Genomic DNA, 21,535 nt, shown 5'->3' with positions numbered 1-21,535 from the left:
GGAAGCTTGCCTGCACTGAAAGAGGACTTCAGCGGATAGATTGGAAATGTACAGTACCCGAGAACCACCGGGGGTTTAGTCACGGTTGCAGTTACTCCTTGCGACTGTGGCCCCAATTTTAGTGGCTTTGACGGCGAATGCAAGTTTCCTGCAAAGCTATGCGCCGCTCTTAGCACGAATGGCTGAAAAGCAGGACAAGAAAAGCGTCAGTAAGGTAAAATTCCGCCTCCATTCACGCTGCCAGTTGCCGGGAAACCACTTATGACTACTGTGATTCGTCAAGCCGATTTAATCGATAGTGTCGCTGACGCACTTCAGTTTATCTCCTACTACCATCCAGTGGATTTTATCCAGGCTCTGCACCAAGCGTATGAGCGTGAGGCTAACCCTGCCGCCAAAGACGCCATGGCGCAAATACTGATCAACTCCCGTATGTGCGCCACTGGCCACCGACCCATTTGCCAAGATACTGGCATTGTGACGGTGTTTGTGACCGTGGGTATGGAGGTTCAGTGGGAAGCCGATATGAGTTTAACGGACATGGTGAACGAAGGCGTCCGTCGTGCTTACAACCATCCGGACAACGTGCTGCGCGCGTCCATACTGGAAGATCCCGACGGTGCCCGTAAAAACACCGGCGACAACACCCCCGCCGTAATTCATTACAACATCGTGCCCGGCAACACGGTGGACGTGCATGTGGCAGCGAAGGGCGGTGGTAGTGAAGCCAAGACTAAATTTGCCATGCTGAATCCGTCCGACTCAGTGGTTGACTGGGTGTTGGAGATGGTGCCCAAAATGGGCGCTGGTTGGTGTCCGCCGGGCATGTTGGGTATCGGTATTGGTGGAACCGCCGAAAAAGCCATGTTGCTCGCCAAAGAGGCGCTCCTGGAGCCGGTAGACATTCAGGAGCTGCAGGACAGAGGCGCCGCGAATCGCGCTGAAGCCTTGCGCCTGGAGCTGTTCGACAAGGTCAACCGATTGGGCATAGGTGCCCAGGGACTCGGTGGTTTGACCACGGTGTTGGATATCAAAGTCAAAGATTATCCCACCCATGCGGCCAACAAAGCGGTGGCGATCATTCCCAACTGCGCCGCGACTCGGCACGCACACTTTACCTTGACCGGCGAGGGCCCGGCTCTGCAAACACCGCCTTCGTTGGATGATTGGCCGGAGGTTGCCTGGGAAGCCGGCGACTCGGTGCGCCGTGTCAATTTGGACACCGTGACCCGTGAAGACGTCGCCAGCTGGCAGCCGGGAGACACCTTGTTGTTGTCTGGAAAGATGCTGACCGGTCGCGACGCTGCCCACAAAAAAATGGTGGATATGCTGGCCAGTGGAGAAACCTTGCCGGTGGATATGACCGGGCGGTTTATTTACTACGTGGGTCCGGTAGACCCGGTGCGCGATGAAGTGGTTGGCCCAGCTGGACCCACCACCGCGACGCGCATGGATAAATTTACTCGCACCATGTTGGAGCAAACCGGTTTACTCGGCATGATCGGTAAAGCGGAGCGGGGGCCCGCTGCCATTGAGGCGATCCGGGATAATGAGTCGGTGTATCTTATGGCCGTTGGGGGTGCCGCTTATCTGGTGGCGCAAGCCATCAAATCAGCCAAAGTATTGGGTTTTCCCGAGCTGGGTATGGAAGCGATTTACGAATTTGAGGTCAAGGACATGCCTGTGACCGTTGCCGTGGACAGTCGCGGCGAATCGGTGCATCAGACCGGGCCACAAATTTGGAAAGCCAAAATCGAAGAGGGTGTGCTCACGGTCAGCTAAATACACTTCAGCAGGGACGCTGAATAGAAACCTAGCCGACACCGAACTCGTTTGAAAAAGTTGGCAAGGAGAAAGCGGGAGCCCCGAGGTGGTTTTTCAACGCCCTGTTAGGAAGAGAGTGCCTCCAACCCGTAGCCACTGCCCGCGATCGCTTGCTCTTCGCGCCGAAATACGATCAGGTGGTCGGCCGCAATGCGGATGCCGACCTGGTCACCCACTTGGTAATCATGATGGCTGGGAAACGCGGACTGGATTACGCTGCCCGTCGGTAGTTGTAAGGTGTAGAGCGTAGCTGTTCCTGCAAATACCTTGGCCACGACTTCGGCTTTTTTATCGCTACTGTCATCGTGAATCACATCGTCGGGACGCAAGAGCAGCTCCACCGGCGTATTGTCCACCCAGTCGTAACAACGGTTGCCGGTAATTTCCCCCAGCTCGGTGAGTACGCTACTGCGCCCCTTTATGTATCCGGTGAGAAACACACCTTGACCAATAAAATTGGCCACGAAGCGGGTGGCCGGTTCATGGTAAAGATTAAACGGCGTGTCCCACTGTTGGATGTGTCCCTCGTTCACCACGCCAATTCGGTCAGCGACTGCAAAAGCCTCTTCCTGATCGTGAGTCACGAGTATCGCGGTCATGCCCCGTGCCTTGAGGATGCGGCGTACTTCTAGAGCCAGAGAGCGGCGCAACTCCACATCGAGGCTGGAAAAGGGCTCGTCCATTAACAGCAGCGATGGTTCTGGAGCCAGAGCGCGCGCCAGTGCGATACGCTGCTGCTGTCCACCGGACAGTTCGTGGGGAAAACGGTGCCCCAAACCCTGCAACTTGACCAGTGCTAAAAGTTCTTCGCACACCCGCTCCTTTTCCCGGGGACTCTTGCCCCTGAGGCCAAAGGTAAGGTTATCGCACACGTTCAAGTGCGGAAACAGAGCATAATCTTGAAATACCATGCCCACGCGGCGCTTTTCCGGTGGTAAGGAAAAACCAGCTGAGGCAATGGTTTGCGAGCGCAGGGCTATGGCGCCAGCGGTGGGTTGCACGAAACCGGCGATCGCTCTCAGTACGGTCGTTTTTCCACAACCACTGGGCCCCAACAAGCAGGCAATATCGCCTTCATTGAGCACAAAGGAGAAGTCTTCAACGACATTTTCTCCCTCGTAGCCGCAAGTAATGGCGTTCACGTCCAACAAGGTGTTCATATTAAGCCTGGTGATGCGTGAACAAAAATTCGATCAGCGCTTTTTGGGCGTGCAGTCGGTTTTCCGCTTCTTCCCAGATTACCGCGTTGGGTGCATCCATCAGCTCGGTACTGACTTCTTTGCCCCGATAAGCCGGCAGGCAATGCATAAACAGCGCATCGCTACGGGCGTGGCTCATCAATTCGGCGTTCACCTGATAACCTGCGAATGCCTGCTCACGCAGTTTTTTCTCATCTTCTTGCCCCATAGATGCCCAGGTATCGGTAACCACCAAGTCACTGTCCTGCACGGCTTCTTTGGGTGTTTTGCACAGCTTGATTCTGTCCCGATTGCGTTCGAGCAAATCGGCTCGTGGCTCAAAGCCGGGTGGACAGACAATGCGCAGCTCGAAATTCCACTGGCGCGCGGCGTTAATATAGGACTGACACATGTTGTTACCGTCACCCACCCACGCCACGGCTTTGCCGTCAATGCTGCCACGATGCTCGGTAAAGGTTTGTATATCCGCCAGAAGCTGGCATGGATGATACTCATCCGTCAGCGCGTTTATAACGGGCACTTTGGAATAGGCCGCAAAGCGCTCCACGGTTTCGTGGGCGAAGGTGCGGATCATGACCATATCCACCATGCGCGACAGTACCCGCGCAGAATCTTCGATGGGTTCCCCTCGACCCAGTTGGGTGTCGCGGGGGGACAAAAACAAGGCGTGTCCGCCCATTTGCGCCATGCCAGCTTCAAAGGAAACGCGTGTGCGGGTTGAGGACTTCTCAAAAATCATGCCCAGCACTTTGTTTTCGAACAACGCGGGGTTTTTTCCCTGGGCCTGAAGCGTCTTCAGCTCGGTCGCACGCGTGATCAGCGCCTGCAGCTCGGCAGGGGACAGGTCCAGCAAGGTTAAAAAGTGTCTCGGTTTGTTCTGTGCCATAGCGGCGTCTCTTTGGTTTGGGCCAGAGGTTTTCCAGTGGCCGGAGATTTACAGTTCCCGTATCAGTTCCACCACGCGGGTCACTAGCTCCCGCGCTTCATCATCAGTCAGAATAAATGTTGGCAGCAGGCGGATAGTATTGCCCGCTGTGACATTGATCAGTAAGCCCTTGGAGCGTGCGCGCTCCACCAGTTCCGGGCAGGGCCGATCCAGCTCGATGCCCAGCAGCAGGCCCTTGCCGCGCACGTCAATCACTTTTTCTTCGTCCGCCAGAGCGGATTTGAATTCGTTGAGCAGGCGCTCGCCCAGCACACCAGCGCGCTCGATCAGATTGTCAGCGTGCAGTGTTTCCATTACCGCAATGCCGGCGCTGCAGGCCAGGGGGTTACCGCCGAAGGTGGAACCGTGATTGCCCGGTTGCAAAACACCCGCAGCTAATCCGCGCGCCAGACAGGCGCCGATGGGTACACCATTGCCCAAGCCTTTGGCCGTGGTTACCACGTCGGGCAACACGTCTGCGTGTTGGTACGCAAAAAAGCGTCCGGTGCGGCCGTTGCCTGTTTGTATTTCGTCCAGCATCAGTAACCATTGGTGTTGATCACACAAACCGCGAAGCGTTTGAAGATAATCGGCGTCGGGTATCCGAATACCGCCTTCGCCCTGCACAGGTTCAACCAGCACGGCGACGATGTTGTCGTGCTTCTCTGCCGCGGCGACAATGGCGTCGGTATCGTTAAAGGGGACGCGTATAAAACCTTCTACCAGAGGCTCAAACCCCAGCTGGACTTTTTTATTACCGGTGGCGCTGAGCGTGGCCAGCGTACGGCCGTGAAAACTGTTTTCCATGACCAAGACGGTGGGCTTTTGAGTGCCTTTATCGTTGCCGTATTTGCGGGCAATTTTTAGCGCGGCCTCATTGGCCTCAGCGCCGGAATTGGAGAAAAACACCTGTTCCATGCCGGAGGCCTCGCACAGTAAATCGGCGAGCCGTTGCTGCTGCGGAATGTTGTACAGATTGGAAGTGTGTAGCAACTGCTGGGCTTGAGTGCAGAGCGCTTGGGTCACGGCGGGGTGGGCATGCCCCAAGCCGCATACGGCAATACCACTAATGGCGTCCAAGTAGCTGTTGCCCTGGTCGTCCCACACTCGGCTGGCCTCGCCCCTGGTCAGGGTCAAGGTCCGGTTACCGTAAGTGTTCATCAGTCGGGTCATGCTCATGCTCCATTGGAAAAACCGCCTATGGCCCGTTGTGGCAACAGGCTGGTAATCAGTAAACAACGCGGGGATAAAACCAGGGAATCCGAAACAAAAACAGGCGGCCTTGGCCGCCCGTAAAATCGTAAAGACCAATAGTATAAGCAAACGCGATGCAAGGCAAATGGCGCCGGTTAGCTGCCGTTACTTATGACAAGCGACGCCGGGGTCAGTAGACTGTTGCGTTTTGAAACACGCAGCGGCACATCGCTGCTCATTTTAGGTAACGATTTAAGGGGTTGGGTTTTTATGCGAACGGCCACATTGTTTTTATGCGCCGCAATTACGGCCCTTGGCGCCCGCGCAGAGGTGTTGGAGACCTTGATTGTCACAGGCGACAGAAACGACGCAGCGCCGCCGGTGGGGCATACGCGAGTCAGTATGGATGATCAGCAGCCCGGGATGCGTATTGATAGTGCGGAGCTTTTGCAGGGCCTACCCGGCGTGCAAGCCGACAGTCGTTCCAACTACGCCCAGGATACCCGGCTGACGCTGCGCGGCTTTGGCGCTCGCTCGGCTTTCGGGGTCCGGGGCATCGACCTGCTGGTGGATGGCATCCCCCTGGGTACACCCGATGGGCAAGGGCAGCTGTCCAGTGTGATGCTGGATGAAGTGCATTCGGTACGCGTGCTGCGCGGCCCGTTAGCGGCTTTGTATGGCAATGGCGCCGGGGGCGTGATTAATCTGGAGACTCTTGCCCCCCAGGAAACACGGGTGATGGCGCGGGCGCTGGTGGGCGAGGGCGATCGCCAGCGTCAGGCCCTGACGGGGGAATGGCGTCAAGACAGTCTGGCCGCCCGAGTACAGGGTTCGCGTTTTACCAGTGAGGGCGAGCGCCCTCACGCCGAAGCGGAGCGGCGCCATCTGGGCGGCCAGCTTTACTACACCAGCCCCACCGGCGTGGAAACGACCGTGCGCGTAGACACCAGCCAGGATCCTCTTCTCCAAGACCCTTTAGGGCTCACGCCGGAGCAGTGGCGCGAAGATCCCAATGCGGGTAATCCGGGTGCCGAGACATTCAACACGCGCAAGCAACTGCGTCACCGCCAAGCCTCGGCCCGAGTGCGTCAGGCTGAAGGGACGCATCGCTGGGAGCTGGCGCTCTGGCGGGGTCAAAGGGAGGTGGATCAATGGCTGGCATTCCCCGGAAGTGCCATTACCAGCTCCGGCGCGGTGATTGACCTTACCCGCGATTTCACGGGCGCACGGGGCAATTACGGCAGTGACTTTCACCTGTGGGGTACGCCAGCTCAGTTCAGTGTGGGCGTAACTCTGTCGGAGATGGAAGACCGGCGTCGCGGCTTCGTCAATAATTTTGGCGAAACCGGCGAACTACGCCGGGATGAACTGGGCCGGGTACGCAGTCGCGATGTGCACAGTTTACTGGAGTGGCAACCGGCACCCGCCTGGGACATTACCAGCGGGGTGCGCTACAGTCGTCTGGATTTTAACGTGGACGACTTTTTTATCGTGCCTCCCACCGAGGACTCCCCTGGCAATCCGGATGACAGCGGCTCAACCGACTACGATTATTGGTCCGGCGCCATCGGCGTCAGCCGTCAGCTGGGTGACGATTGGGAGCTGTACGGCGGGACCGGCCGAGGCTTTGAAACGCCCACTCTGACCGAGATGGCCTACCGCAGCGAGGGCACCGGCCTAAATACCGACTTGAGGGCGGCGCGCAACGAGCAGCACGAAGTGGGGCTGCGCTACGGTGAGCCGGGCGTCCTCTCTGTGGATTTAAGTCTGTTCTGGATCGACAGCCGAGACGAACTGGTGGTGGATCAATCCGAAGGGGGCCGAACCACCTTCCGCAATGCCGCTGCCACCGAGCGCCGGGGCGTGGAGCTGAGTGGGGATTGGTTATTGGCTCCTGGGCTGTGGGCCCGTTACAGCGCCAGTTACCTGGACGCCGAGTACAGCCGCGGTGAGTGGGCCGGTAACCGCCTGCCGGGCATTGCCGATACCAACCTGTACACCCAATTACGCTGGGAGCCCTGGCTGGATCCGCGCCTTAGCCTCGCCTTAGTGGGCCGCTATCGCGGTGAAGTGGCCACGGGGGATGACAATGAGGTTTTCGCCCCTTCATCCACGGTGTGGGACTTTACCCTGCGTAGCCAACACTCTTGGAGCCATTGGGGCCTGGACGTTTGGACGAAAGTCGCTAATCTGACGGACGCGACTTATGTCGGCTCGGTCATCGTCAATCAGGGCCATGGCCGTTCGTTTGAGCCAGCGCCAGGGCGCAATCTCAGCGCTGGCCTGACACTGGACTACCGTTGGTAATTATCCGTGCAGCCTGAATTTCCCGATCTTCCTCTCAGCGAATACCGAGAAGACTTCATCGCCGCTCTAGGGAAGGGGCCGCTGTTGCTGGAGGCAGAGCCCGGCGCTGGCAAGTCCACGCTAGCGCCGCTCTGGGCCCTGGAGGAAGCACCCCAAGGGGAGGTTGTTTGGTTGATCCAGCCCCGAGTGCTGCCCACGCGCGCCCTGGCGCGGCGACTGGCGGAGTTGTTGGGCGAGGCCCCAGGCCGAACGGTGGGTTACCAGGTCCCCTACGAGCGCCGAGCCGGCGATTCTACTCGCCTGCTGGTGATGACTCCGGGGATTCTCCTCCAGCAGCTTCTGCACAATCCGACGCTGGATGGCGTCAGTACCGTAATTTTGGATGAGGTGCATGAGCGCAGCGTCAATCAGGACACCGCTTGGGCCTGGCTGCAAGAAGTATACTCCGTCCGTGAAGACCTGCGCCTAGTGTTAATGTCCGCAACCCCGGATCCCGCCTTGCGGCAGCAGGTGAGCCAGCGTTTATTGGCGCCTGGCCGCTGTTTTCCTGTCAGCGTAGAGTACTGGGCCCCCAAGGTTGTTCAGGGCCGCACACCCCCCCTGGAGCAGCAAGTGCTTGAGGCTGTGCGAACGGTGCCCGATTGGCAAGCGCGCACGGTGCTGGTTTTTTTGCCCGGTTGGCGGGCCATTGAGGATAGCGCTCGAGCGCTACGCCATGCCAATCCAGAGCATCCGCTTTACCGGCTGCACAGTCGAGTGGATGACCGGGAGCAAGCCCTGGCGTTGGATCCTGAAAGTGGCGCCCGAGTGATTTTGGCGACCAATATCGCCGAGACGTCCTTGACCATTGCCGATGTGACCCTGGTGGTGGATTCCGGGCTGGCGCGCCGACCGGACTATGAGCAGCGTACGGGCATCAGCCGATTGAGTGATCGGCGCATCAGCCGCGCCAGCGCGGATCAACGCGCCGGTCGGGCCGGCCGGGTTCAGCCCGGCCAGTGCTTACGCCTTTGGTCGCAAGATTTGCCCTTGGCCGCCGCTGATCTGCCGGAAATTCGAGCCACTGATTTTCTGCCGCTGGCGCTGCGTTTAGCCCACTGGGGCACCCCGGCCGGGCAATTATCCTGGTTGGAGGCGCCAAACCCCATCGCCTTGGCGGGCGCTCAGGAGCAGCTGGCCTATTGGAAGTTGCTGGATCAAGAAGGGCGGGTGACGAAGGCGGGCCGACAGGTGGCCGCATTGGGGACCCATCCCCGTTTGGCGGCATTGTTGCAATCGCAGGGAAGTCGTCTCGCCACGCCTTTGCTCAATCTGGCGCTCGCCCTGCACTTTGAATGGCTGCCGGATGATGTGGACAACTGGTTGTTGTCCTCGGCGGCCGAGGCACAGCGTAACCCACAGTGGCGCCAGCAGCGGCGCCGTTGGTTGCAAGTGCTGGCAGCCGAAGAGGTGGAGGCGGGGGCGCTGGACCCCCAGGCTTTGGCCTGGGCCTTTCGCGATCGCATTGGGCGTCGGGTGGAATCCGGCCGCTATCGGCTCAACACCGGCATCAGCGTGAGCCCAGCCGGTCCTCTGGACGAAGACTGGGCTGTGTTTCCGCACATCGCTGCCCAAGGCCGACACCACAGAGGGGCGGGTTTTCCCCTGAGTTTGGATCAGGCCGCGCAGCGCCGATTGAGCCAACCCACGCAGGAGTTGGTTCACACCCGCGGCCAGTGGTGTCGCCAGACCCAGTGGTGGATGGGCGGCGTTCGGATCGCAGAGCAAAGCGACGTGCTACCGCCGGCCGAGGTGCCCGAGGCGCTGTGCGCGCATATCGCCTCCCGTGACCTCCTCTCCTGGCCCTGGCAGCCGGAGGCTCGCCAGTTACTGCTGCGCGCCCGGCTGGCGGCGCAATACCAACTGGCGGAGTTTCCCGACGTATCCGAGGAGCAGCTTCGGGCGAGCCTATCGCAGTGGCTGGAGCCGTTTCTGGATGCCGCTACACGTTTGGAGGCGCTGCCCTGGCGCGCGGGTTTGGAATATTACCTGGGCCATGAACGGGTACAGCGCCTTGAGGACTGGCTGCCCACTCATCTCAGTCTACCCAGCGGCCGACGTGCGCCTATTGATTACCCTGATGAAGGATTGCCCGAGATTAGTGCAAAGCTGCAGGAATTTTTTGGTTGCGAATCACTGGCGCTGGCGCAGGGGCGAGTGCCGCTGCGTATCCACTTGGCCTCACCCAATGGCAGCCCGCTGGCGATTACGGCCGATCTGGCTTCGTTCTGGAAGCAGGCCTATCCAGAGGTGCGCAAGCAGATGCGCGGCCGCTACCCGAAGCATCCCTGGCCGGAAGATCCGCTCACGCACACCGCCACACATTTGACCAAGAAACGTCTTCAGGAAGGCGGTGTCTGACTCCGGTTTCCGGGGCCTGCTAACTGGCCTCAATGACCTCACTGGGGTAGAATAGTAATACTTGAGTGGGGCGCTTGGTTACTCTGGGCAACCCGCGTTATCCTTCGGTCGACTTCAATGAGGTAGCAGCAGTTCTATGGATATCATGGACACCATCAAGCAACAAATTTCCGAAAATCCCGTGATTCTTTACATGAAGGGCTCACCCAATGCGCCCCAGTGCGGTTTTTCCCAACGCACGGCTCAGGCGGTTATGTCCTGTGGCCAGCGTTTCGCCTACGTGGATGTACTTGCCAACCCGGATATCCGCGCCAACTTGCCCAAGTACGGTAACTGGCCCACCTTTCCCCAGCTTTGGGTCAACGGCGAGCTGATTGGCGGCTGCGACATTATTATGGAAATGCACGAAAAGGGTGAGCTGAAAACCCTGATGGACGAGTCCGCGGTTAAGGAATAAGTGCGTTAGCCTCGAAAGCGCCTTAAAGCAGCCAGAAGTAGGCCGCAATAAGGCCGGCCAGAGCAAAACCACTGAATACCATCAATGCCAATCCCAAGCTGCGATAGCGAGTGTCCCGACTGTTAGGGTCGGTTTGTTGTCGTAGTTGGTGCACCTTCCAGGCTAAAGAACGGGACTTCAAAAGCCGGGCCCGGGTATCCAGGAGAGTGGCAATATCATCGTCAATCACACTTTGTGCTGCGGCATCATCGACCTGCTGACGTGCTTCGCGCAGGTTGGCCAATTGTTGGTCAAGCCGCGACAGCTTGTCGTCGAGTTGCTCGGATAAGTTGTCGATCTGCATAGTGTCTCCTGGGGTCAATGGCCAGAGTATCTGTTCTGCGTCTTTTCCCGCAACCCGTTAATGAGGGCTGATTGTGTTTGCAGCGGTATTATTTGATTGTGATGGAGTCCTGGTGGACTCCGAAGTGCTCGCAACCCGGGCGTTGCACCGATCCGTCCAGCAGCTGGGCATGAGCTTGACGCTGCAGGAGGTAGATGAAGTCTTTACTGGCCACAGCTGGCCTGATTGTCTGGCCATGGTAGAAGCTCGACTGGGTCGGCCGATCCCGGATCTGGAAGGCTTTAAAGCGGATAACCGCCAGTACGCGCAACAGTTGATGCGCGCGGAGTTGGCGGCTATGCCGGGAATTAAAGCGGTACTGGAAAAGCTGACACTGCCCTATGCATTGGTCACCAACTCCCAGGTAGCCGAACTGGACGTTAAGCTGAGTGTGACCGGCCTGGATCAGTTCTTTCCGCCAGCACGACGCTTCGATGCTGAAACCCTGGCCGTAGCCAAACCCAACCCCGCTATTTACCAGCGCGCAGCCCAAAGTCTAGGGTTGGATATTCACAAGTGCCTGGTGGTGGAAGACAGTCTGCCGGGTATCACGGCGGCGACCAACGCTGGGGCGACCGTATGGGCTTACCGGCCGCACGTGAGCGCTGAGCAATTGCTGCAATTGGGGGTGCAGCACAGCTTTCACCACTGGGCTGATTTCTCCCCGAGCCACGGCAACTGACTTAGGTCAGTGTATCTCGTACAAAGCGAAACAACTTGCGCGCAGCGGCCGGCGGTTTTTCCTGGGCTTTTTCTTTGCGCGCTTGTCGTATCAGCTGGTTGAGTTGCTGAATATCGTCCGGCTGGTAGGCATCGACGAACTCCGCCAGCGCCTCTTTCTCTTCCGACAGTAAACGGTCGCGCCACTGTTCTACCAGATGTTGCTGCTGTACCTGTTGCAGGCCTTCCTTTTGGAGCCCATCCAGGGCTTGCTGAATCGCGTCGTGATCTGCACTGCGCATCAGTTTGCCGATGAATTGTAGATGCCGCCGACGCCCCTCCCTGTGATGAATGCGCTCCAGTTCGGTGATGGCCTCACGCAGGTCATCCGCCAGTGGAATTTTGGTCAGCTGTTGCGGTTTTAATTCCGTGAGTGTCTTACCCAGCTTCTGCAATGCCAGCGATTCACGCTTGCGCTGGGATTTACTGACGGGCTCTTCTCCTTCAAATTCGTCTGGCTGTTCGTGAATCATGGGCACGCGGTCTCGCTGATCATTAGTGATGGGGGTGGCCGGGAGTGTGACGATGCTCCTGCTCCTGCTCCTGCTCGGGCAGGGGCGGGTTTACCGGTTGCGCTTTCAATAGCGCGGGGCTGAATGCGGGTTGGCTCAGGGTTTCGCACCAGCCACGACCTTCGGCCAGGTGAGTGGGTGCGTCCAGCGCATCCAGGTATTCGCTCACGTCGTTGCGATCCAAAAACAGCGGCAGTATCAGTGCTACTCTTTCCCGGACGTCCGGGTCACCTACCCGTCCGCGGCTTCCCCAGCGCACCACGTAATCATTGCACAGAGCCTGGCGGCTGTCAGGCGCATCGGTAAAGGCAAGATCGCGCTCGATGCCAAAGTGGTAGCGCATCATGGCTTCTTCGAACAGCATGGCGGTGTCTTCGGCGCTGGTGCTGTAGGAGTAAGTGTCGCTGGCAATGTCGTCGGCGAACTCCAATCCCACCTGTTCGGCGGATAGAGCGCGTTGGGCGGCCGTAGCCGAGTCTCCCAAATACATGACATCCGCTAAGCCGAACAACATTTCTGACCGCAAAGGCATGGCGTTGCGCAATTGCGCGGAAATGTTGTTGCTCTCCAGGGCGATAGCCGCCTGCAGAACCGTACGCCGCCGGTCTATGTGGGGTATTTCCGTAGGAGGAATATAGTCGTTGGCGTGGGCCAGCTCATGGAACAGCAAAGAAGCCATGGGATAAACAATATGGCTGAGTGGGCGTTGAGTTTCCGGCCCGCTCAAAGAATAGTGACGCCAGGCGTTGGTGTCGTCTTTGACATAGCGCCACAAAACCGTGAAGTCGAGTTCCTGCCCAAATTCGGAGCGGAAATCCGGCGCTCGGGAAATGGTGTTCTTTTCCGCTTCTGTTAACCACAAGCGGGATGGATCCAAATAGATGGCGCCCGTGGCGGTCCAGTAGTAGGAGGGCCGAATGTCCGCGCCGATGACCACCGCGGTGACCGCTTGAAACAATTGCAGCAGGTCGTCCGGTAGCTCTTCCAGCAACTGCTCAAAGCGAACGCCCATCCAGTCGTGACTGATTACCGTGCGTGACATGATGTGCTCGACCTCAATGGTCTCATGGTCCTGACCCAGTAACGGCAAACGATTCATGGTGCAGGCACGGTTAGCGTTGTTGTTGCCACCGCGCACAAACACGAACGCGCACTCCGGCAAGACATTCGCATAAGGGCTATCAGGCTGCGCGGCGTAGAGCCCAGTGCTGCCCTGAGGCGTGCGCGGGTGGGAGGGGCGCTCGCTCCCACTCCCGCAGCCCCACAGCATTAAAGCGGACAGTACAATTGGTAACAGTTTGTGCATAGCTAGCAATTCTCAGGGTGGGGCAGGGAGACCATTTGCAGAGGGGTTATTCACCTTCTTCAAAATAGTCATCAATCAAGTCGCATAGGGCTTTTATGGCGGCATCGCCATCCTGTCCTTCGGCGCAGATCTCCAGCTGTGTACCTTGAGCGGCCGCCAGTAACATTAGTGACATAACACTCTTGCCGTCCACCCATTGGGCAGAACCGGCTGTTCGCGCCTGAATGTCACACTCGAACTCGGAGGCCAGTGTGGCAAACTTGGCCGCTGCCCGGGCGTGCAATCCGCGCTTGTTAATAATTGTTGCAGTGAGGGATGGCATGACGTCACGCGGAACGGTGGTTGTTAATGTCGCGGTGGCGCACCTGCACATTGTCAAACTGTGTGACAAAGTGCGCGTACAGACGTTCACTCAAGTAAACCGAACGGTGCTGGCCGCCCGTGCAGCCAATGGCGATGGTAATGTAACTTCGGTTGTTGGCTTTGTAGCGTGGTAGCCATCTGGACAGATAGTTCTCGATGTCCTGGTACATTTCTTCCACGCTAGGTTCGCGCTGTAAAAAGTCCACCACGCCCTGGTCTTTGCCGGTCAATGGGCGAAGCTTCGCCTGCCAGTGAGGGTTAGGCAGGCAGCGGCTGTCAAACACCAGGTCGGCATTGATTGGCACTCCGTGCTTGAAACCAAAGGATTCAAATAAAATGGCCATGGTAGTTTCGTGGGGGCCAACCACGCGCTCTTTAACGAGGTCGCGGAGTTCATGCAGGTTCAGATTGCTGGTATCCAGCACCTGATCGGCAGCGTCACGGATAGGTTCCAGCAGCGCGCGCTCGGCGCATATGGCTTCTTCCAAATTTGTGTCTCGATCGCTTAACGGGTGCTTACGGCGGGTTTCACTGTAACGCTGCATCAGCACCGGTAGGCGGGTGTCCAGGAACAAAACATGGAACGGTACGTTGGCGTCTTTCAGGGTGCCAATCATATCCGGGAAAATCGTCAGATCTTGCCAGGCGTTGCGCACATCGATGCCGATGGCGAATTTCTGATCTTCACTGTCGTGGTGAATCTGAATTTGCGCCACCAACGCGGGCAGCAGGCTAACCGGTAAGTTATCAATACAGTTGAAACCCACATCTTCCAACACATGCAGTGCGGTACTTTTACCGGAACCGGAGAGTCCGCTGACAATGATCAAACGCATGCCTGAGTATTCCTGTGTTTATAGGTATAGGTTGGAAAACTAGCTGGGGCTGGCCATCTGATGAGCGATGGCGGCCTGGTAGAGCTCCGCATCGCTGGTCGCTGTGCGAAGGCTCTCCCGGTATTCGCTATCGTTCAGTGAGCTGGCCAGGGCTGCTAGGGTCTGCAGGTGTTCATCGCCGGCATATTCGGGTACTAACATGGCAAAAAGCACGTCCACCGGCTCTGAATCGATGGCGTCAAAATCGATCGGCGCTTTTAGTGTGATAAGTGCGCCGACCGTTCCATCACAATTGTCCACTCGACAGTGGGGAATGGCGATGCCCTTTCCTATGCCGGTGGAGCCCAAACGCTCACGTGCGATCAGGCGCCGAAACAAGTCGTCCGCATCGATGCTGGGCACATCGGCGGAGATCGTATTGGCCAGAATCTCCAGGGCGCGCTTTTTGCTGATACCCTCAATGCCGCACAAGGTGCGGCTGGGGGAGATAATTGATTGAATATCCATAGGTTATCGGTGGCTGCGTAATTTTTCTTTGTGTTTGATCAGCTGTCGGTCGAGCTTGTCGACCAGTTGATCAATGGCGGCGTACATATCTAAGTCTTTGGCGTCCGCGAAGACGTCTTTACCGTTGACGTGGATGACGGCTTCGGCGGTTTGATCCAATTTAACAACGGTCAAGGTGACTTGAACGGTGGTAATAAAATCGCTGTGATTTGCTAGGCGTTCGAGTTTGGAGTGGACGTAGTCTTTGAGGGGTTCGGTCAGGTCCAGGTGGTGGCCGCTGATATTGATTTGCATAAAACCTTCCTCTCAGTCGCGTTGATGGCTAGCATGCCGTGTTGGCGTTTTTGATTCGGTGGAGAAAGACCCGTCAACAGCGCCTATAGCATAACAGTCGTCTTCCACATTTTCAGCCCTTACTTGGGCGGCGTGGAATACCCTATATTCCCAATGTCTTGCGCTCATTGGATGGGGGTATTCCCAAAGACTCTCGATATTTGGCGATGGTGCGCCGAGCCACCTTAATGCCCTGTTCTGCCAGCAAGGCGGTAATCTTGCTGTCACTGAGTGGCTTTTGAGGGGTTTCGGCGGCCACCAGTTTTTTGATGATCGCACGAATGGCGGTGGAAGAGCACTCGCCTCCAGAGTCTGTGCTCACATGACTGGAGAAGAAGTACTTCAGCTCGAAGATTCCCTGGGGGGTGTGCATGTACTTTTGGGTGGTGACCCTGGAAATGGTGGATTCGTGCATTTCCACCAGCTCGGCAATGTCGTGCAGCACCAAGGGCTTCATCGCTTCGGCGCCGTAATCCAAAAAGCCACGCTGCTTTTCCACGATGCACGTGGCGACCTTCAACAGTGTCTCGTTGCGACTTTGCAGGCTTTTCAGAAACCAGCGGGCTTCTTGAAGGTTATCTTTAAGGAAGGTGTTGTCGGTGCTGGAGTCGGCACGCTTAACCATGGAGGCGTAGTCGGCATTGATTCTCAGGCGCGGTGCTATGTCAGGGTTGAGCTCCACCGTCCAGCGGCCTTCGCGCTTTTCCACAAATACGTCGGGTACGACGTACTCGACTTCGCCACTGGCGATTTGATCGCCCGGGCGGGGATTTAGCGTCTGGATCAAGGCGATGGCTTCGCGCAGCTCCGGTTCTTTGAGTTTGGCTCGGCGCATCAGCTGACGGTAATCGCGGCTGCCGAGCAGTGCCAGATACTGCTTAACGATGAGTTTGGCTGCCTCTAGGAAAGGCGTAGCGGGATCGAATTGTTGCAGTTGTACCAGAAGGCATTCGGACAGATCCTGGCTGGCAACCCCACAGGGATCGAATTGTTGTAGGCGATGCTGTACCGCCTGCAGCTCATCCAGTTCCAGATCTTCTACTTGGCTTTGCAAGTCGTTGTACAGCTCATCTAGGCGCACCGACAGCATCCCGCTCGGTTCTACTGCATCAATCAGGGCCATGGCCAGGATTCGGTCCCGGTCAGACATGGGGGTGAGATTGAGTTGCCAGGTGAGGTGATCGTACAGGGATTCGGTGGTGCCGCGGCGACTGTCATAGTCGCTGTCTTCGCCGTCGTACGTAGAACTGCCGCTACTGGGAGCAGACTGGTAGACATCATCCCAACTGGTGTCCACGGGAAGGTCGTTGGGAATTGATTCGTTCCACTCGGCGCTGTCTTCGCCGTCACTGGCTTTGGCTGTGGTTTCCTGTTCCTGTTGGGTGTATTTGTCGCCGTCGCTGTTGGCGGGGGTGTTTTCCTGAGGCTCTTCCATCTCCAACATGGGGTTGGAGTCCAAAGCCTCCTGGATTTCCTGTTGCAGGTCCAGCGTCGAGAGTTGCAGCAGGCGAATGGCCTGTTGCAACTGAGGGGTCATGGTGAGGTGCTGACCCATTTTTAACTGCAGAGACTGCTTCATGCTCAGACAAATAAACCTATGAATGAAACGGAGATAGGTAGAGTTTAGTCAGCCTGAGGCTCACAGGCAACACGCGTAAGCAAGCTTTGTGCCTGATTCGAAGAATAAGGAATTTGTCAAGGGGCGGCCGGGTCCTCCAGTCAAATTAGAGGCGGAAATTTTGCCCCAAGTAAACCTCGCGAACTTGCTCGTTGCTGAGTACCGTCGCCGAGTCGCCCTCGGCGATGATGTGCCCTTCGCTGACAATGTAGGCCTTTTCGCAAATATCCAAGGTCTCGCGCACGTTGTGGTCGGTGATGAGTACGCCGATGCCTCGGTCTTTAAGGTGCCGGACGATCTGTTTGATGTCGCTGACCGAAATGGGATCAACCCCAGCGAAGGGTTCATCCAGCAGAATAAATTGCGGTTCCGTCGCCAGGGCGCGAGCGATCTCGACGCGTCGCCGCTCGCCACCAGAGAGAGACATGCCGAGGCTATCGCGGATGTGGGTGATGTGAAATTCCCGTAGCAGAGCTTCAAGCTTTTCTTGGCGTTGCTCGGGCTTAAGGTTCTTACGGGTTTCCAGGATCGCCATGACGTTGTTTGCCACAGTGAGCTTCCTGAAGACGGACGCTTCCTGAGGGAGATAACCAATACCGGCGCGCGCGCGCCCGTGAATGGGAAGGTGGGTGATCTCCATTTCATCTATGAGCACCCGTCCGTGGTCGGCACCAATAAGCCCGGCGATCATGTAGAAGCAGGTGGTCTTGCCCGCGCCGTTGGGGCCCAGCAAGCCGACAATTTGGCCACTGGTGACGGACAGTGAAACGTCGATGACGACGCGCCGTTTCTTGTAACTTTTAGCCAGATTCAGAGCGTAGAGCGTGGGCATATAAAGAACTCAGTTCCGGTTTTCGCGGCTTTGGGGAGGAATCACCATTTCAATGCGCGGGCGGTCGGTGCCGGTTTCGCCCTCGGCTTTGACGATCTCTTGTTCCATGTCGTAGTCGATGCGGTTGCCGCTCATGGTGGCGCCGTCTTGTTCCAGCCAGGCGTTGCGCAGCAGGCGTACCTGACCGGGGCCCGCGGTGTAGCGCACCGATTCGGCGCGGGCGGTGACCAATTCTTCGTCGGCTCGGGGCCGCTGTTCAAAGTGCGCTGGGGAACCTACCGCTTCCACCCACTCCACCTGATTGTTGCCATCGGTTTGTACTGTGATTCTGTCCGCCACAATGCGCAGGCTGCCCTGGGTGAGCTGCACGGAGCCTTCGTAAATGGTCAGGCCCTTGCGTTGATCGTGCGTGGCGCGATCGGACTCAATATGAATGGGCTGATCCCGGTCCTCCGGTAACGCAAGGGCTGTGCCTGCGGTCAGTGCCAAACATAAAGCGGTAACGAATGAGGCCAGCCACTGGCGCGTGTCGCCCCGTTTGGAATTAATCACGGTTGCTCTCCTGGGGGCGGTAGAGGCTTTGCACTTCGGACAATAACTCAATGCGTTCTTCTCCCAGTAGGGCGCGCATGCCTACGGCGTCGGTGGTACCTTGTTCGGCGCGCATATTAACAGCTTTATCGGTATGGGCGTATTCCTGCGGAACCTCCACCCACAATTCACTGGTTACCAGTTCAGTCAGTCCGTGCTCCCCGTCCTGCCAGGCGCGGACGCCATCGTACAGGAATACCGTCTCGCCGCGCGCATCGCTGCGGCCCATGAGAGCCTGCAAGTGCCAAGGCGCGGCCGTCTCGGGGTACATGGTGAGGTCGGGTCGCTCCACCAGACTGAAATCGTCGTCTCCGGGGCCCGCAGGATCCACCTGAAAGTGGTCGGCCCTTAGCGCTGTGAGGCGATAGTGCAGACGGCCTTGTGGGTCAAATACGCGGGTTTCCATGCCTTCAATGTAAGCATTGGGAAACTGGATCTCGTCATCGGGAGTCGGCTGCAGGCGTTGGGTGGGAGACCGGTCCCAGAACACCAGCACGATGATGACCAGTGCCAGGCCGATCCAGGACATGGGGTGACGAAACATGCAGTTCTCCGTGGTAGCTGGCCGTTATAGCTCGATGCAAAGGGTGCCAATTAATCTGCCAGGTAAGACGTCAACAAATGATCAAAGTGCCCTTGCGCTTTTAGCAACATATCGCACGCTTCCCGCACGGCCCCTTCGCCGCCTTTGAAAGTGCTCTGCCAGTGCGCCCGCTCGGCAACGCTCGGGTGGGCATTGGCTACGGTTAAGGCCAGACCCACCCGGGTCATGATGGTTAAGTCGGGCCAGTCATCGCCCATAAAGGCGATGTTGTCCAATGCCACGGGATTGGTGTGGAGGATTTCTTCCAGGGCCTGCCATTTGTCTTCCCGCCCCTGAACCAGAAGCTCCACACCCAGTTCCCGGGCACGCCGGGCTACCAGTTGGCTTTGCCGGCCGGTAATGATGCCCACTTTGACGCCTGCCGACTGCAGCAGCTTGATACCGTGACCGTCCAGGGTCGAGAAAGCCTTAAATTCTTCACCGCTGTTGTTGTAGTACAGGCGTCCATCGGTCAGCACTCCGTCCACATCCAGCAGTAGGAGGTGGACCTGTTGGGCTCTGGCTTGAAGTTGTGCATCCATGAGTTGATTCGATCTCTTCGAGTGGGTGAGTCGTGTCGGGTGCAACGGCGTTGCTTCAGTTGGACAGCGGTACCGCCTTAAATGATGCCGGCTCGGAGTATGTCGTGCATATGAAGAATTCCCTGCGGCTGATTGTGATCATCGACCACCACCAGCGCGGTAATTTTCAGATCCTCCATGATTTTTAAGCCTTCGGCCGCCAGAGTATTGTCCCTTATTGTCTTGGGGTTGCGCGTCATCAAATCGCCGACAGCGGTGCCAGTCAAATGAATGCCCTGGCCCACACTTCGGCGCAAATCGCCGTCGGTATAAACGCCTTCCAGGGTGTTGTTCTCATCCACCACTGTGGTCATGCCGAAACCTTTTTCGGTCATTTCCAGGAGTGCTTGCGCCAGGGGGGCGTCTCGGCTTACGCGGGGAATTGCCGCGCCGGTGTGCATAATGTCCGTGACGCGCAAAAGCAATTTGCGCCCCAAGGTACCGCCGGGGTGTGAAAACGCGAAGTCTTCCGCCGTAAAGCCCCGGGCTTCGAGCAGCGCGATGGCCAGCGCATCCCCCATCACCAACGAGGCGGTAGTGCTGGCAGTGGGGGCCAGGGCCAGGGGGCAGGCTTCGTTGGCCACGCTGATGTCCAGATTGGCATCGGCCATTTCCGCCAAAGGGGAGCGGGCTTTGCCGGTCAGGCTAACGATGGGAATGCCCAGTCGCTTGAGCAGAGGGAGTAGGGTGACAATCTCATCTGAATTGCCGGAATAGGAAATGGCCAAAACCACATCCTCGCGAGTCACCATGCCCAAGTCGCCGTGACTCGCCTCGCCCGGATGCACAAAAAATGCTGGCGTTCCGGTGCTGGCCAAAGTGGCGGCTATTTTCTTACCGATGTGACCGGACTTGCCCATGCCGGTCACAATGATCCGACCGCGACAGTTGAGAAGGTAAGTGCAGCCGCGGGCAAAGGGCTCCCCGACTCGCTCGCGCAAAGCAGCTACAGCTTCAGCTTCTATCTCAATGGTGCGCAGGCCGGAGTTGATAAAGTCGAATTGGGTCATGCGGGGTCCGGATCGGTTTGTGGGCGCGAAGCCGTGGCGTCGGCATAAATCTGAGCGCGCATTATAGCGTGATTAGCCGAGCATCAGCCATGCGTAATAGCCAATGTAGCCGAGCAGTAACAGTACGCCAATGGACCGGCCCAAGCAGGCTTGGCGAACACGCCCTTGGCGCCTTCTTAGGGCGTAGTCTAGGACGAGAGCAGCGGCAAGAATCGCCGTCATAATTCCCATGGCGGCAAAGTCCCGCCAAAAAACGGCGCTTTCCATGGGAGCTTGAGGGATCAGGGCGGGAATTGCCATCACGGCCAACAGGTTGAAGACATTAGAGCCCACGATATTGCCGATAGCCATATCCTGGTGACCCTTGAGCGCGCTGGTCACGGACGCAGCCAGTTCCGGAAGGCTAGTGCCTACAGCGATCACGGTCAGCCCCACCACCAGTGGCGTCACGCCCAGAGACAGGGCTAATTCACTGGCTCCCCATACGAGTGCTTCGGAGGCGGCGATCAGAACGGCTAGCCCCACCAAGAACCAAACTCCGGCGGCTACATTCCCGAGTCCAGGGATGTCGGGTGTCTGTTCGGTGCGGTCTTGGCGCCGGTTCCAAGTCAAAAATCCCAGCGCCAGGGGCAGAGCCAGCAGTAGGATTAGGCCTTCCCAAAAAACCAAACGAGCGTCGTAAAGCAGTACCCCTGCCAGGGCTGTCACCAGCAGTAGTACGGGGATTTCATTGCGAAGCAGGTGGCGATGAATAGCCAGAGGCGCAATCAGCGCAGTCACGGCCAGCACAAGGCCCATGTTGGCCAAGTTGGAGCCCAATGCGTTGCCGACAGCCAATTCGCCCGCCTGAGCGAAAGAGGCGCTGAAGGAGACGACGATCTCGGGCGCTGAGGTTCCGAAAGAAACAATGGTCAGACCAATCACCAGCTTGGACACGCCCAGGTTGTAGGCCAGGGCTGCGCTGCCCGCCACAAATCGGTCGGCGCTCCACAGCAGGCCCACGAAGCCCCCGGCGATGGCGATCAGTGGTAACCAGAGATCAAGCAGCATAAAGT

At 57.8% G+C, this 21,535-nt stretch carries 22 protein-coding genes; 5 read left to right on the top strand and 17 right to left on the bottom strand.

Annotated elements, in window-relative coordinates; all coding sequences use genetic code 11:
• The first annotated feature begins 261 nt into the window (after nucleotides 1-261).
• Nucleotides 262-1,782 carry a fumarate hydratase gene (locus RBH33_RS16370; RefSeq protein ID WP_306733292.1) on the top strand — a complete coding sequence of 507 codons (1,521 nt, stop codon included), beginning with the start codon at nucleotides 262-264 and terminating at the stop codon, nucleotides 1,780-1,782.
• A 107-nt stretch (nucleotides 1,783-1,889) separates the two neighbouring features.
• Here RBH33_RS16370 and RBH33_RS16365 read toward each other — a convergent pair whose 3' ends face one another.
• From RBH33_RS16365 to RBH33_RS16355, 3 genes are read right to left on the bottom strand one after another with little or no spacing between them, the layout of a single operon-like run.
• Complete coding sequence (locus RBH33_RS16365; protein WP_306733291.1) at nucleotides 1,890-2,984, bottom strand: ABC transporter ATP-binding protein; 1,095 nt, start codon at nucleotides 2,982-2,984, stop codon at nucleotides 1,890-1,892.
• Between the two features lies 1 nt (nucleotide 2,985).
• Nucleotides 2,986-3,909 carry an ornithine carbamoyltransferase gene (argF, locus tag RBH33_RS16360; RefSeq protein WP_306733290.1) on the bottom strand — a complete coding sequence of 308 codons (924 nt, stop codon included), beginning with the start codon at nucleotides 3,907-3,909 and terminating at the stop codon, nucleotides 2,986-2,988.
• Between the two features lie 48 nt (nucleotides 3,910-3,957).
• On the bottom strand, nucleotides 3,958-5,127 hold the full coding sequence (locus RBH33_RS16355) for an aspartate aminotransferase family protein (protein WP_306733289.1): 1,170 nt from the start codon (nucleotides 5,125-5,127) through the stop codon (nucleotides 3,958-3,960).
• A 285-nt stretch (nucleotides 5,128-5,412) separates the two neighbouring features.
• Between RBH33_RS16355 and RBH33_RS16350 the strand changes: the two genes are divergently transcribed.
• The 3 genes from RBH33_RS16350 to grxD all read left to right on the top strand — a co-directional run bounded on the left by RBH33_RS16350 (nucleotide 5,413) and on the right by grxD (nucleotide 10,306).
• The gene (locus RBH33_RS16350; protein ID WP_306733288.1) at nucleotides 5,413-7,449 is read left to right on the top strand and encodes a TonB-dependent receptor family protein; all 2,037 of its coding nucleotides are present in this window, start codon (nucleotides 5,413-5,415) and stop codon (nucleotides 7,447-7,449) included.
• A gap of 6 nt (nucleotides 7,450-7,455) precedes the next feature.
• Nucleotides 7,456-9,849 carry an ATP-dependent helicase HrpB gene (gene hrpB, locus RBH33_RS16345; RefSeq protein ID WP_306733287.1) on the top strand — a complete coding sequence of 798 codons (2,394 nt, stop codon included), beginning with the start codon at nucleotides 7,456-7,458 and terminating at the stop codon, nucleotides 9,847-9,849.
• A 136-nt stretch (nucleotides 9,850-9,985) separates the two neighbouring features.
• A complete protein-coding gene (grxD, locus tag RBH33_RS16340; protein ID WP_306733286.1) occupies nucleotides 9,986-10,306 on the top strand; it encodes a Grx4 family monothiol glutaredoxin in 321 nt (106 codons plus the stop codon).
• 22 nt (nucleotides 10,307-10,328) lie between these two features.
• Here grxD and RBH33_RS16335 read toward each other — a convergent pair whose 3' ends face one another.
• Nucleotides 10,329-10,649 (bottom strand): hypothetical protein, encoded by a 321-nt coding sequence (locus RBH33_RS16335; protein ID WP_306733285.1) that lies wholly within the window; start codon nucleotides 10,647-10,649, stop codon nucleotides 10,329-10,331.
• A gap of 73 nt (nucleotides 10,650-10,722) precedes the next feature.
• Here RBH33_RS16335 and RBH33_RS16330 point away from each other — a divergent pair, with 73 nt between their 5' ends.
• Entirely contained in the window at nucleotides 10,723-11,370 is a 648-nt protein-coding gene (locus RBH33_RS16330; protein ID WP_306733284.1) for an HAD family hydrolase, read from the top strand.
• A gap of 1 nt (nucleotide 11,371) precedes the next feature.
• Here RBH33_RS16330 and yjgA read toward each other — a convergent pair whose 3' ends face one another.
• The 13 genes from yjgA to RBH33_RS16265 all read right to left on the bottom strand — a co-directional run bounded on the left by yjgA (nucleotide 11,372) and on the right by RBH33_RS16265 (nucleotide 21,530).
• The gene (yjgA, locus tag RBH33_RS16325; protein WP_306733283.1) at nucleotides 11,372-11,881 is read right to left on the bottom strand and encodes a ribosome biogenesis factor YjgA; all 510 of its coding nucleotides are present in this window, start codon (nucleotides 11,879-11,881) and stop codon (nucleotides 11,372-11,374) included.
• A 22-nt stretch (nucleotides 11,882-11,903) separates the two neighbouring features.
• A complete protein-coding gene (locus RBH33_RS16320) occupies nucleotides 11,904-13,226 on the bottom strand; it encodes a hypothetical protein (protein ID WP_306733282.1) in 1,323 nt (440 codons plus the stop codon).
• Between the two features lie 46 nt (nucleotides 13,227-13,272).
• Nucleotides 13,273-13,548, bottom strand: a complete 276-nt coding sequence (locus tag RBH33_RS16315) for an HPr family phosphocarrier protein (protein WP_306733281.1) — start codon at nucleotides 13,546-13,548, stop codon at nucleotides 13,273-13,275.
• A 4-nt stretch (nucleotides 13,549-13,552) separates the two neighbouring features.
• Nucleotides 13,553-14,425 (bottom strand): RNase adapter RapZ, encoded by an 873-nt coding sequence (rapZ, locus tag RBH33_RS16310; protein ID WP_306733280.1) that lies wholly within the window; start codon nucleotides 14,423-14,425, stop codon nucleotides 13,553-13,555.
• Nucleotides 14,426-14,464: 39 nt separating this feature from the next.
• Nucleotides 14,465-14,932 carry a PTS IIA-like nitrogen regulatory protein PtsN gene (gene ptsN / locus RBH33_RS16305; RefSeq protein ID WP_306733279.1) on the bottom strand — a complete coding sequence of 156 codons (468 nt, stop codon included), beginning with the start codon at nucleotides 14,930-14,932 and terminating at the stop codon, nucleotides 14,465-14,467.
• 3 nt (nucleotides 14,933-14,935) lie between these two features.
• Nucleotides 14,936-15,226 carry a ribosome hibernation-promoting factor, HPF/YfiA family gene (gene hpf, locus RBH33_RS16300; protein WP_306733278.1) on the bottom strand — a complete coding sequence of 97 codons (291 nt, stop codon included), beginning with the start codon at nucleotides 15,224-15,226 and terminating at the stop codon, nucleotides 14,936-14,938.
• 142 nt (nucleotides 15,227-15,368) lie between these two features.
• Nucleotides 15,369-16,844 carry an RNA polymerase factor sigma-54 gene (locus tag RBH33_RS16295; RefSeq protein ID WP_306733277.1) on the bottom strand — a complete coding sequence of 492 codons (1,476 nt, stop codon included), beginning with the start codon at nucleotides 16,842-16,844 and terminating at the stop codon, nucleotides 15,369-15,371.
• A gap of 145 nt (nucleotides 16,845-16,989) precedes the next feature.
• Nucleotides 16,990-17,715 carry an LPS export ABC transporter ATP-binding protein gene (gene lptB / locus RBH33_RS16290; protein WP_306733276.1) on the bottom strand — a complete coding sequence of 242 codons (726 nt, stop codon included), beginning with the start codon at nucleotides 17,713-17,715 and terminating at the stop codon, nucleotides 16,990-16,992.
• Between the two features lie 9 nt (nucleotides 17,716-17,724).
• On the bottom strand, nucleotides 17,725-18,267 hold the full coding sequence (gene lptA / locus RBH33_RS16285; protein ID WP_306733275.1) for a lipopolysaccharide transport periplasmic protein LptA: 543 nt from the start codon (nucleotides 18,265-18,267) through the stop codon (nucleotides 17,725-17,727).
• Nucleotides 18,260-18,850 (bottom strand): LPS export ABC transporter periplasmic protein LptC, encoded by a 591-nt coding sequence (gene lptC / locus RBH33_RS16280; RefSeq protein ID WP_306733274.1) that lies wholly within the window; start codon nucleotides 18,848-18,850, stop codon nucleotides 18,260-18,262. The genes lptA and lptC overlap by 8 nt, the downstream gene beginning before the upstream one ends.
• Nucleotides 18,851-18,900: 50 nt before the next feature.
• Nucleotides 18,901-19,431 (bottom strand): KdsC family phosphatase, encoded by a 531-nt coding sequence (locus RBH33_RS16275; RefSeq protein WP_306733273.1) that lies wholly within the window; start codon nucleotides 19,429-19,431, stop codon nucleotides 18,901-18,903.
• Nucleotides 19,432-19,508: 77 nt separating this feature from the next.
• Entirely contained in the window at nucleotides 19,509-20,480 is a 972-nt protein-coding gene (locus RBH33_RS16270; RefSeq protein ID WP_306733272.1) for a KpsF/GutQ family sugar-phosphate isomerase, read from the bottom strand.
• Between the two features lie 72 nt (nucleotides 20,481-20,552).
• Nucleotides 20,553-21,530, bottom strand: a complete 978-nt coding sequence (locus RBH33_RS16265) for a calcium/sodium antiporter (protein ID WP_306733271.1) — start codon at nucleotides 21,528-21,530, stop codon at nucleotides 20,553-20,555.
• Nucleotides 21,531-21,535 lie beyond the last annotated feature (5 nt).

The organism is Marinimicrobium hydrolyticum (assembly GCF_030848505.1).
Classification (GTDB): domain Bacteria; phylum Pseudomonadota; class Gammaproteobacteria; order Pseudomonadales; family Cellvibrionaceae; genus JAVDDU01.
The sequence above is the reverse complement of the archived record's forward strand: the minus strand, read 5'-3'. Positions and strand labels throughout refer to the sequence as shown.

What these genes read in the sequence shown, in the direction of transcription:
- RBH33_RS16370 (WP_306733292.1), top strand. Translation starts at nt 262, where the DNA reads ATGACTACTGTGATTCGTCAAGCCGATTTAATCGATAGTGTCGCTGAC.
- RBH33_RS16365 (WP_306733291.1), bottom strand. Translation starts at nt 2,984, where the DNA reads ATGAACACCTTGTTGGACGTGAACGCCATTACTTGCGGCTACGAGGGA.
- argF (WP_306733290.1), bottom strand. Translation starts at nt 3,909, where the DNA reads ATGGCACAGAACAAACCGAGACACTTTTTAACCTTGCTGGACCTGTCC.
- RBH33_RS16355 (WP_306733289.1), bottom strand. Translation starts at nt 5,127, where the DNA reads ATGAGCATGACCCGACTGATGAACACTTACGGTAACCGGACCTTGACC.
- RBH33_RS16350 (WP_306733288.1), top strand. Translation starts at nt 5,413, where the DNA reads ATGCGAACGGCCACATTGTTTTTATGCGCCGCAATTACGGCCCTTGGC.
- grxD (WP_306733286.1), top strand. Translation starts at nt 9,986, where the DNA reads ATGGATATCATGGACACCATCAAGCAACAAATTTCCGAAAATCCCGTG.
- RBH33_RS16335 (WP_306733285.1), bottom strand. Translation starts at nt 10,649, where the DNA reads ATGCAGATCGACAACTTATCCGAGCAACTCGACGACAAGCTGTCGCGG.
- yjgA (WP_306733283.1), bottom strand. Translation starts at nt 11,881, where the DNA reads ATGATTCACGAACAGCCAGACGAATTTGAAGGAGAAGAGCCCGTCAGT.
- RBH33_RS16320 (WP_306733282.1), bottom strand. Translation starts at nt 13,226, where the DNA reads ATGCACAAACTGTTACCAATTGTACTGTCCGCTTTAATGCTGTGGGGC.
- RBH33_RS16315 (WP_306733281.1), bottom strand. Translation starts at nt 13,548, where the DNA reads ATGCCATCCCTCACTGCAACAATTATTAACAAGCGCGGATTGCACGCC.
- rapZ (WP_306733280.1), bottom strand. Translation starts at nt 14,425, where the DNA reads ATGCGTTTGATCATTGTCAGCGGACTCTCCGGTTCCGGTAAAAGTACC.
- ptsN (WP_306733279.1), bottom strand. Translation starts at nt 14,932, where the DNA reads ATGGATATTCAATCAATTATCTCCCCCAGCCGCACCTTGTGCGGCATT.
- hpf (WP_306733278.1), bottom strand. Translation starts at nt 15,226, where the DNA reads ATGCAAATCAATATCAGCGGCCACCACCTGGACCTGACCGAACCCCTC.
- RBH33_RS16295 (WP_306733277.1), bottom strand. Translation starts at nt 16,844, where the DNA reads ATGAAGCAGTCTCTGCAGTTAAAAATGGGTCAGCACCTCACCATGACC.
- lptB (WP_306733276.1), bottom strand. Translation starts at nt 17,715, where the DNA reads ATGCCCACGCTCTACGCTCTGAATCTGGCTAAAAGTTACAAGAAACGG.
- lptC (WP_306733274.1), bottom strand. Translation starts at nt 18,850, where the DNA reads ATGTTTCGTCACCCCATGTCCTGGATCGGCCTGGCACTGGTCATCATC.
- RBH33_RS16275 (WP_306733273.1), bottom strand. Translation starts at nt 19,431, where the DNA reads ATGGATGCACAACTTCAAGCCAGAGCCCAACAGGTCCACCTCCTACTG.
- RBH33_RS16270 (WP_306733272.1), bottom strand. Translation starts at nt 20,480, where the DNA reads ATGACCCAATTCGACTTTATCAACTCCGGCCTGCGCACCATTGAGATA.
- RBH33_RS16265 (WP_306733271.1), bottom strand. Translation starts at nt 21,530, where the DNA reads ATGCTGCTTGATCTCTGGTTACCACTGATCGCCATCGCCGGGGGCTTC.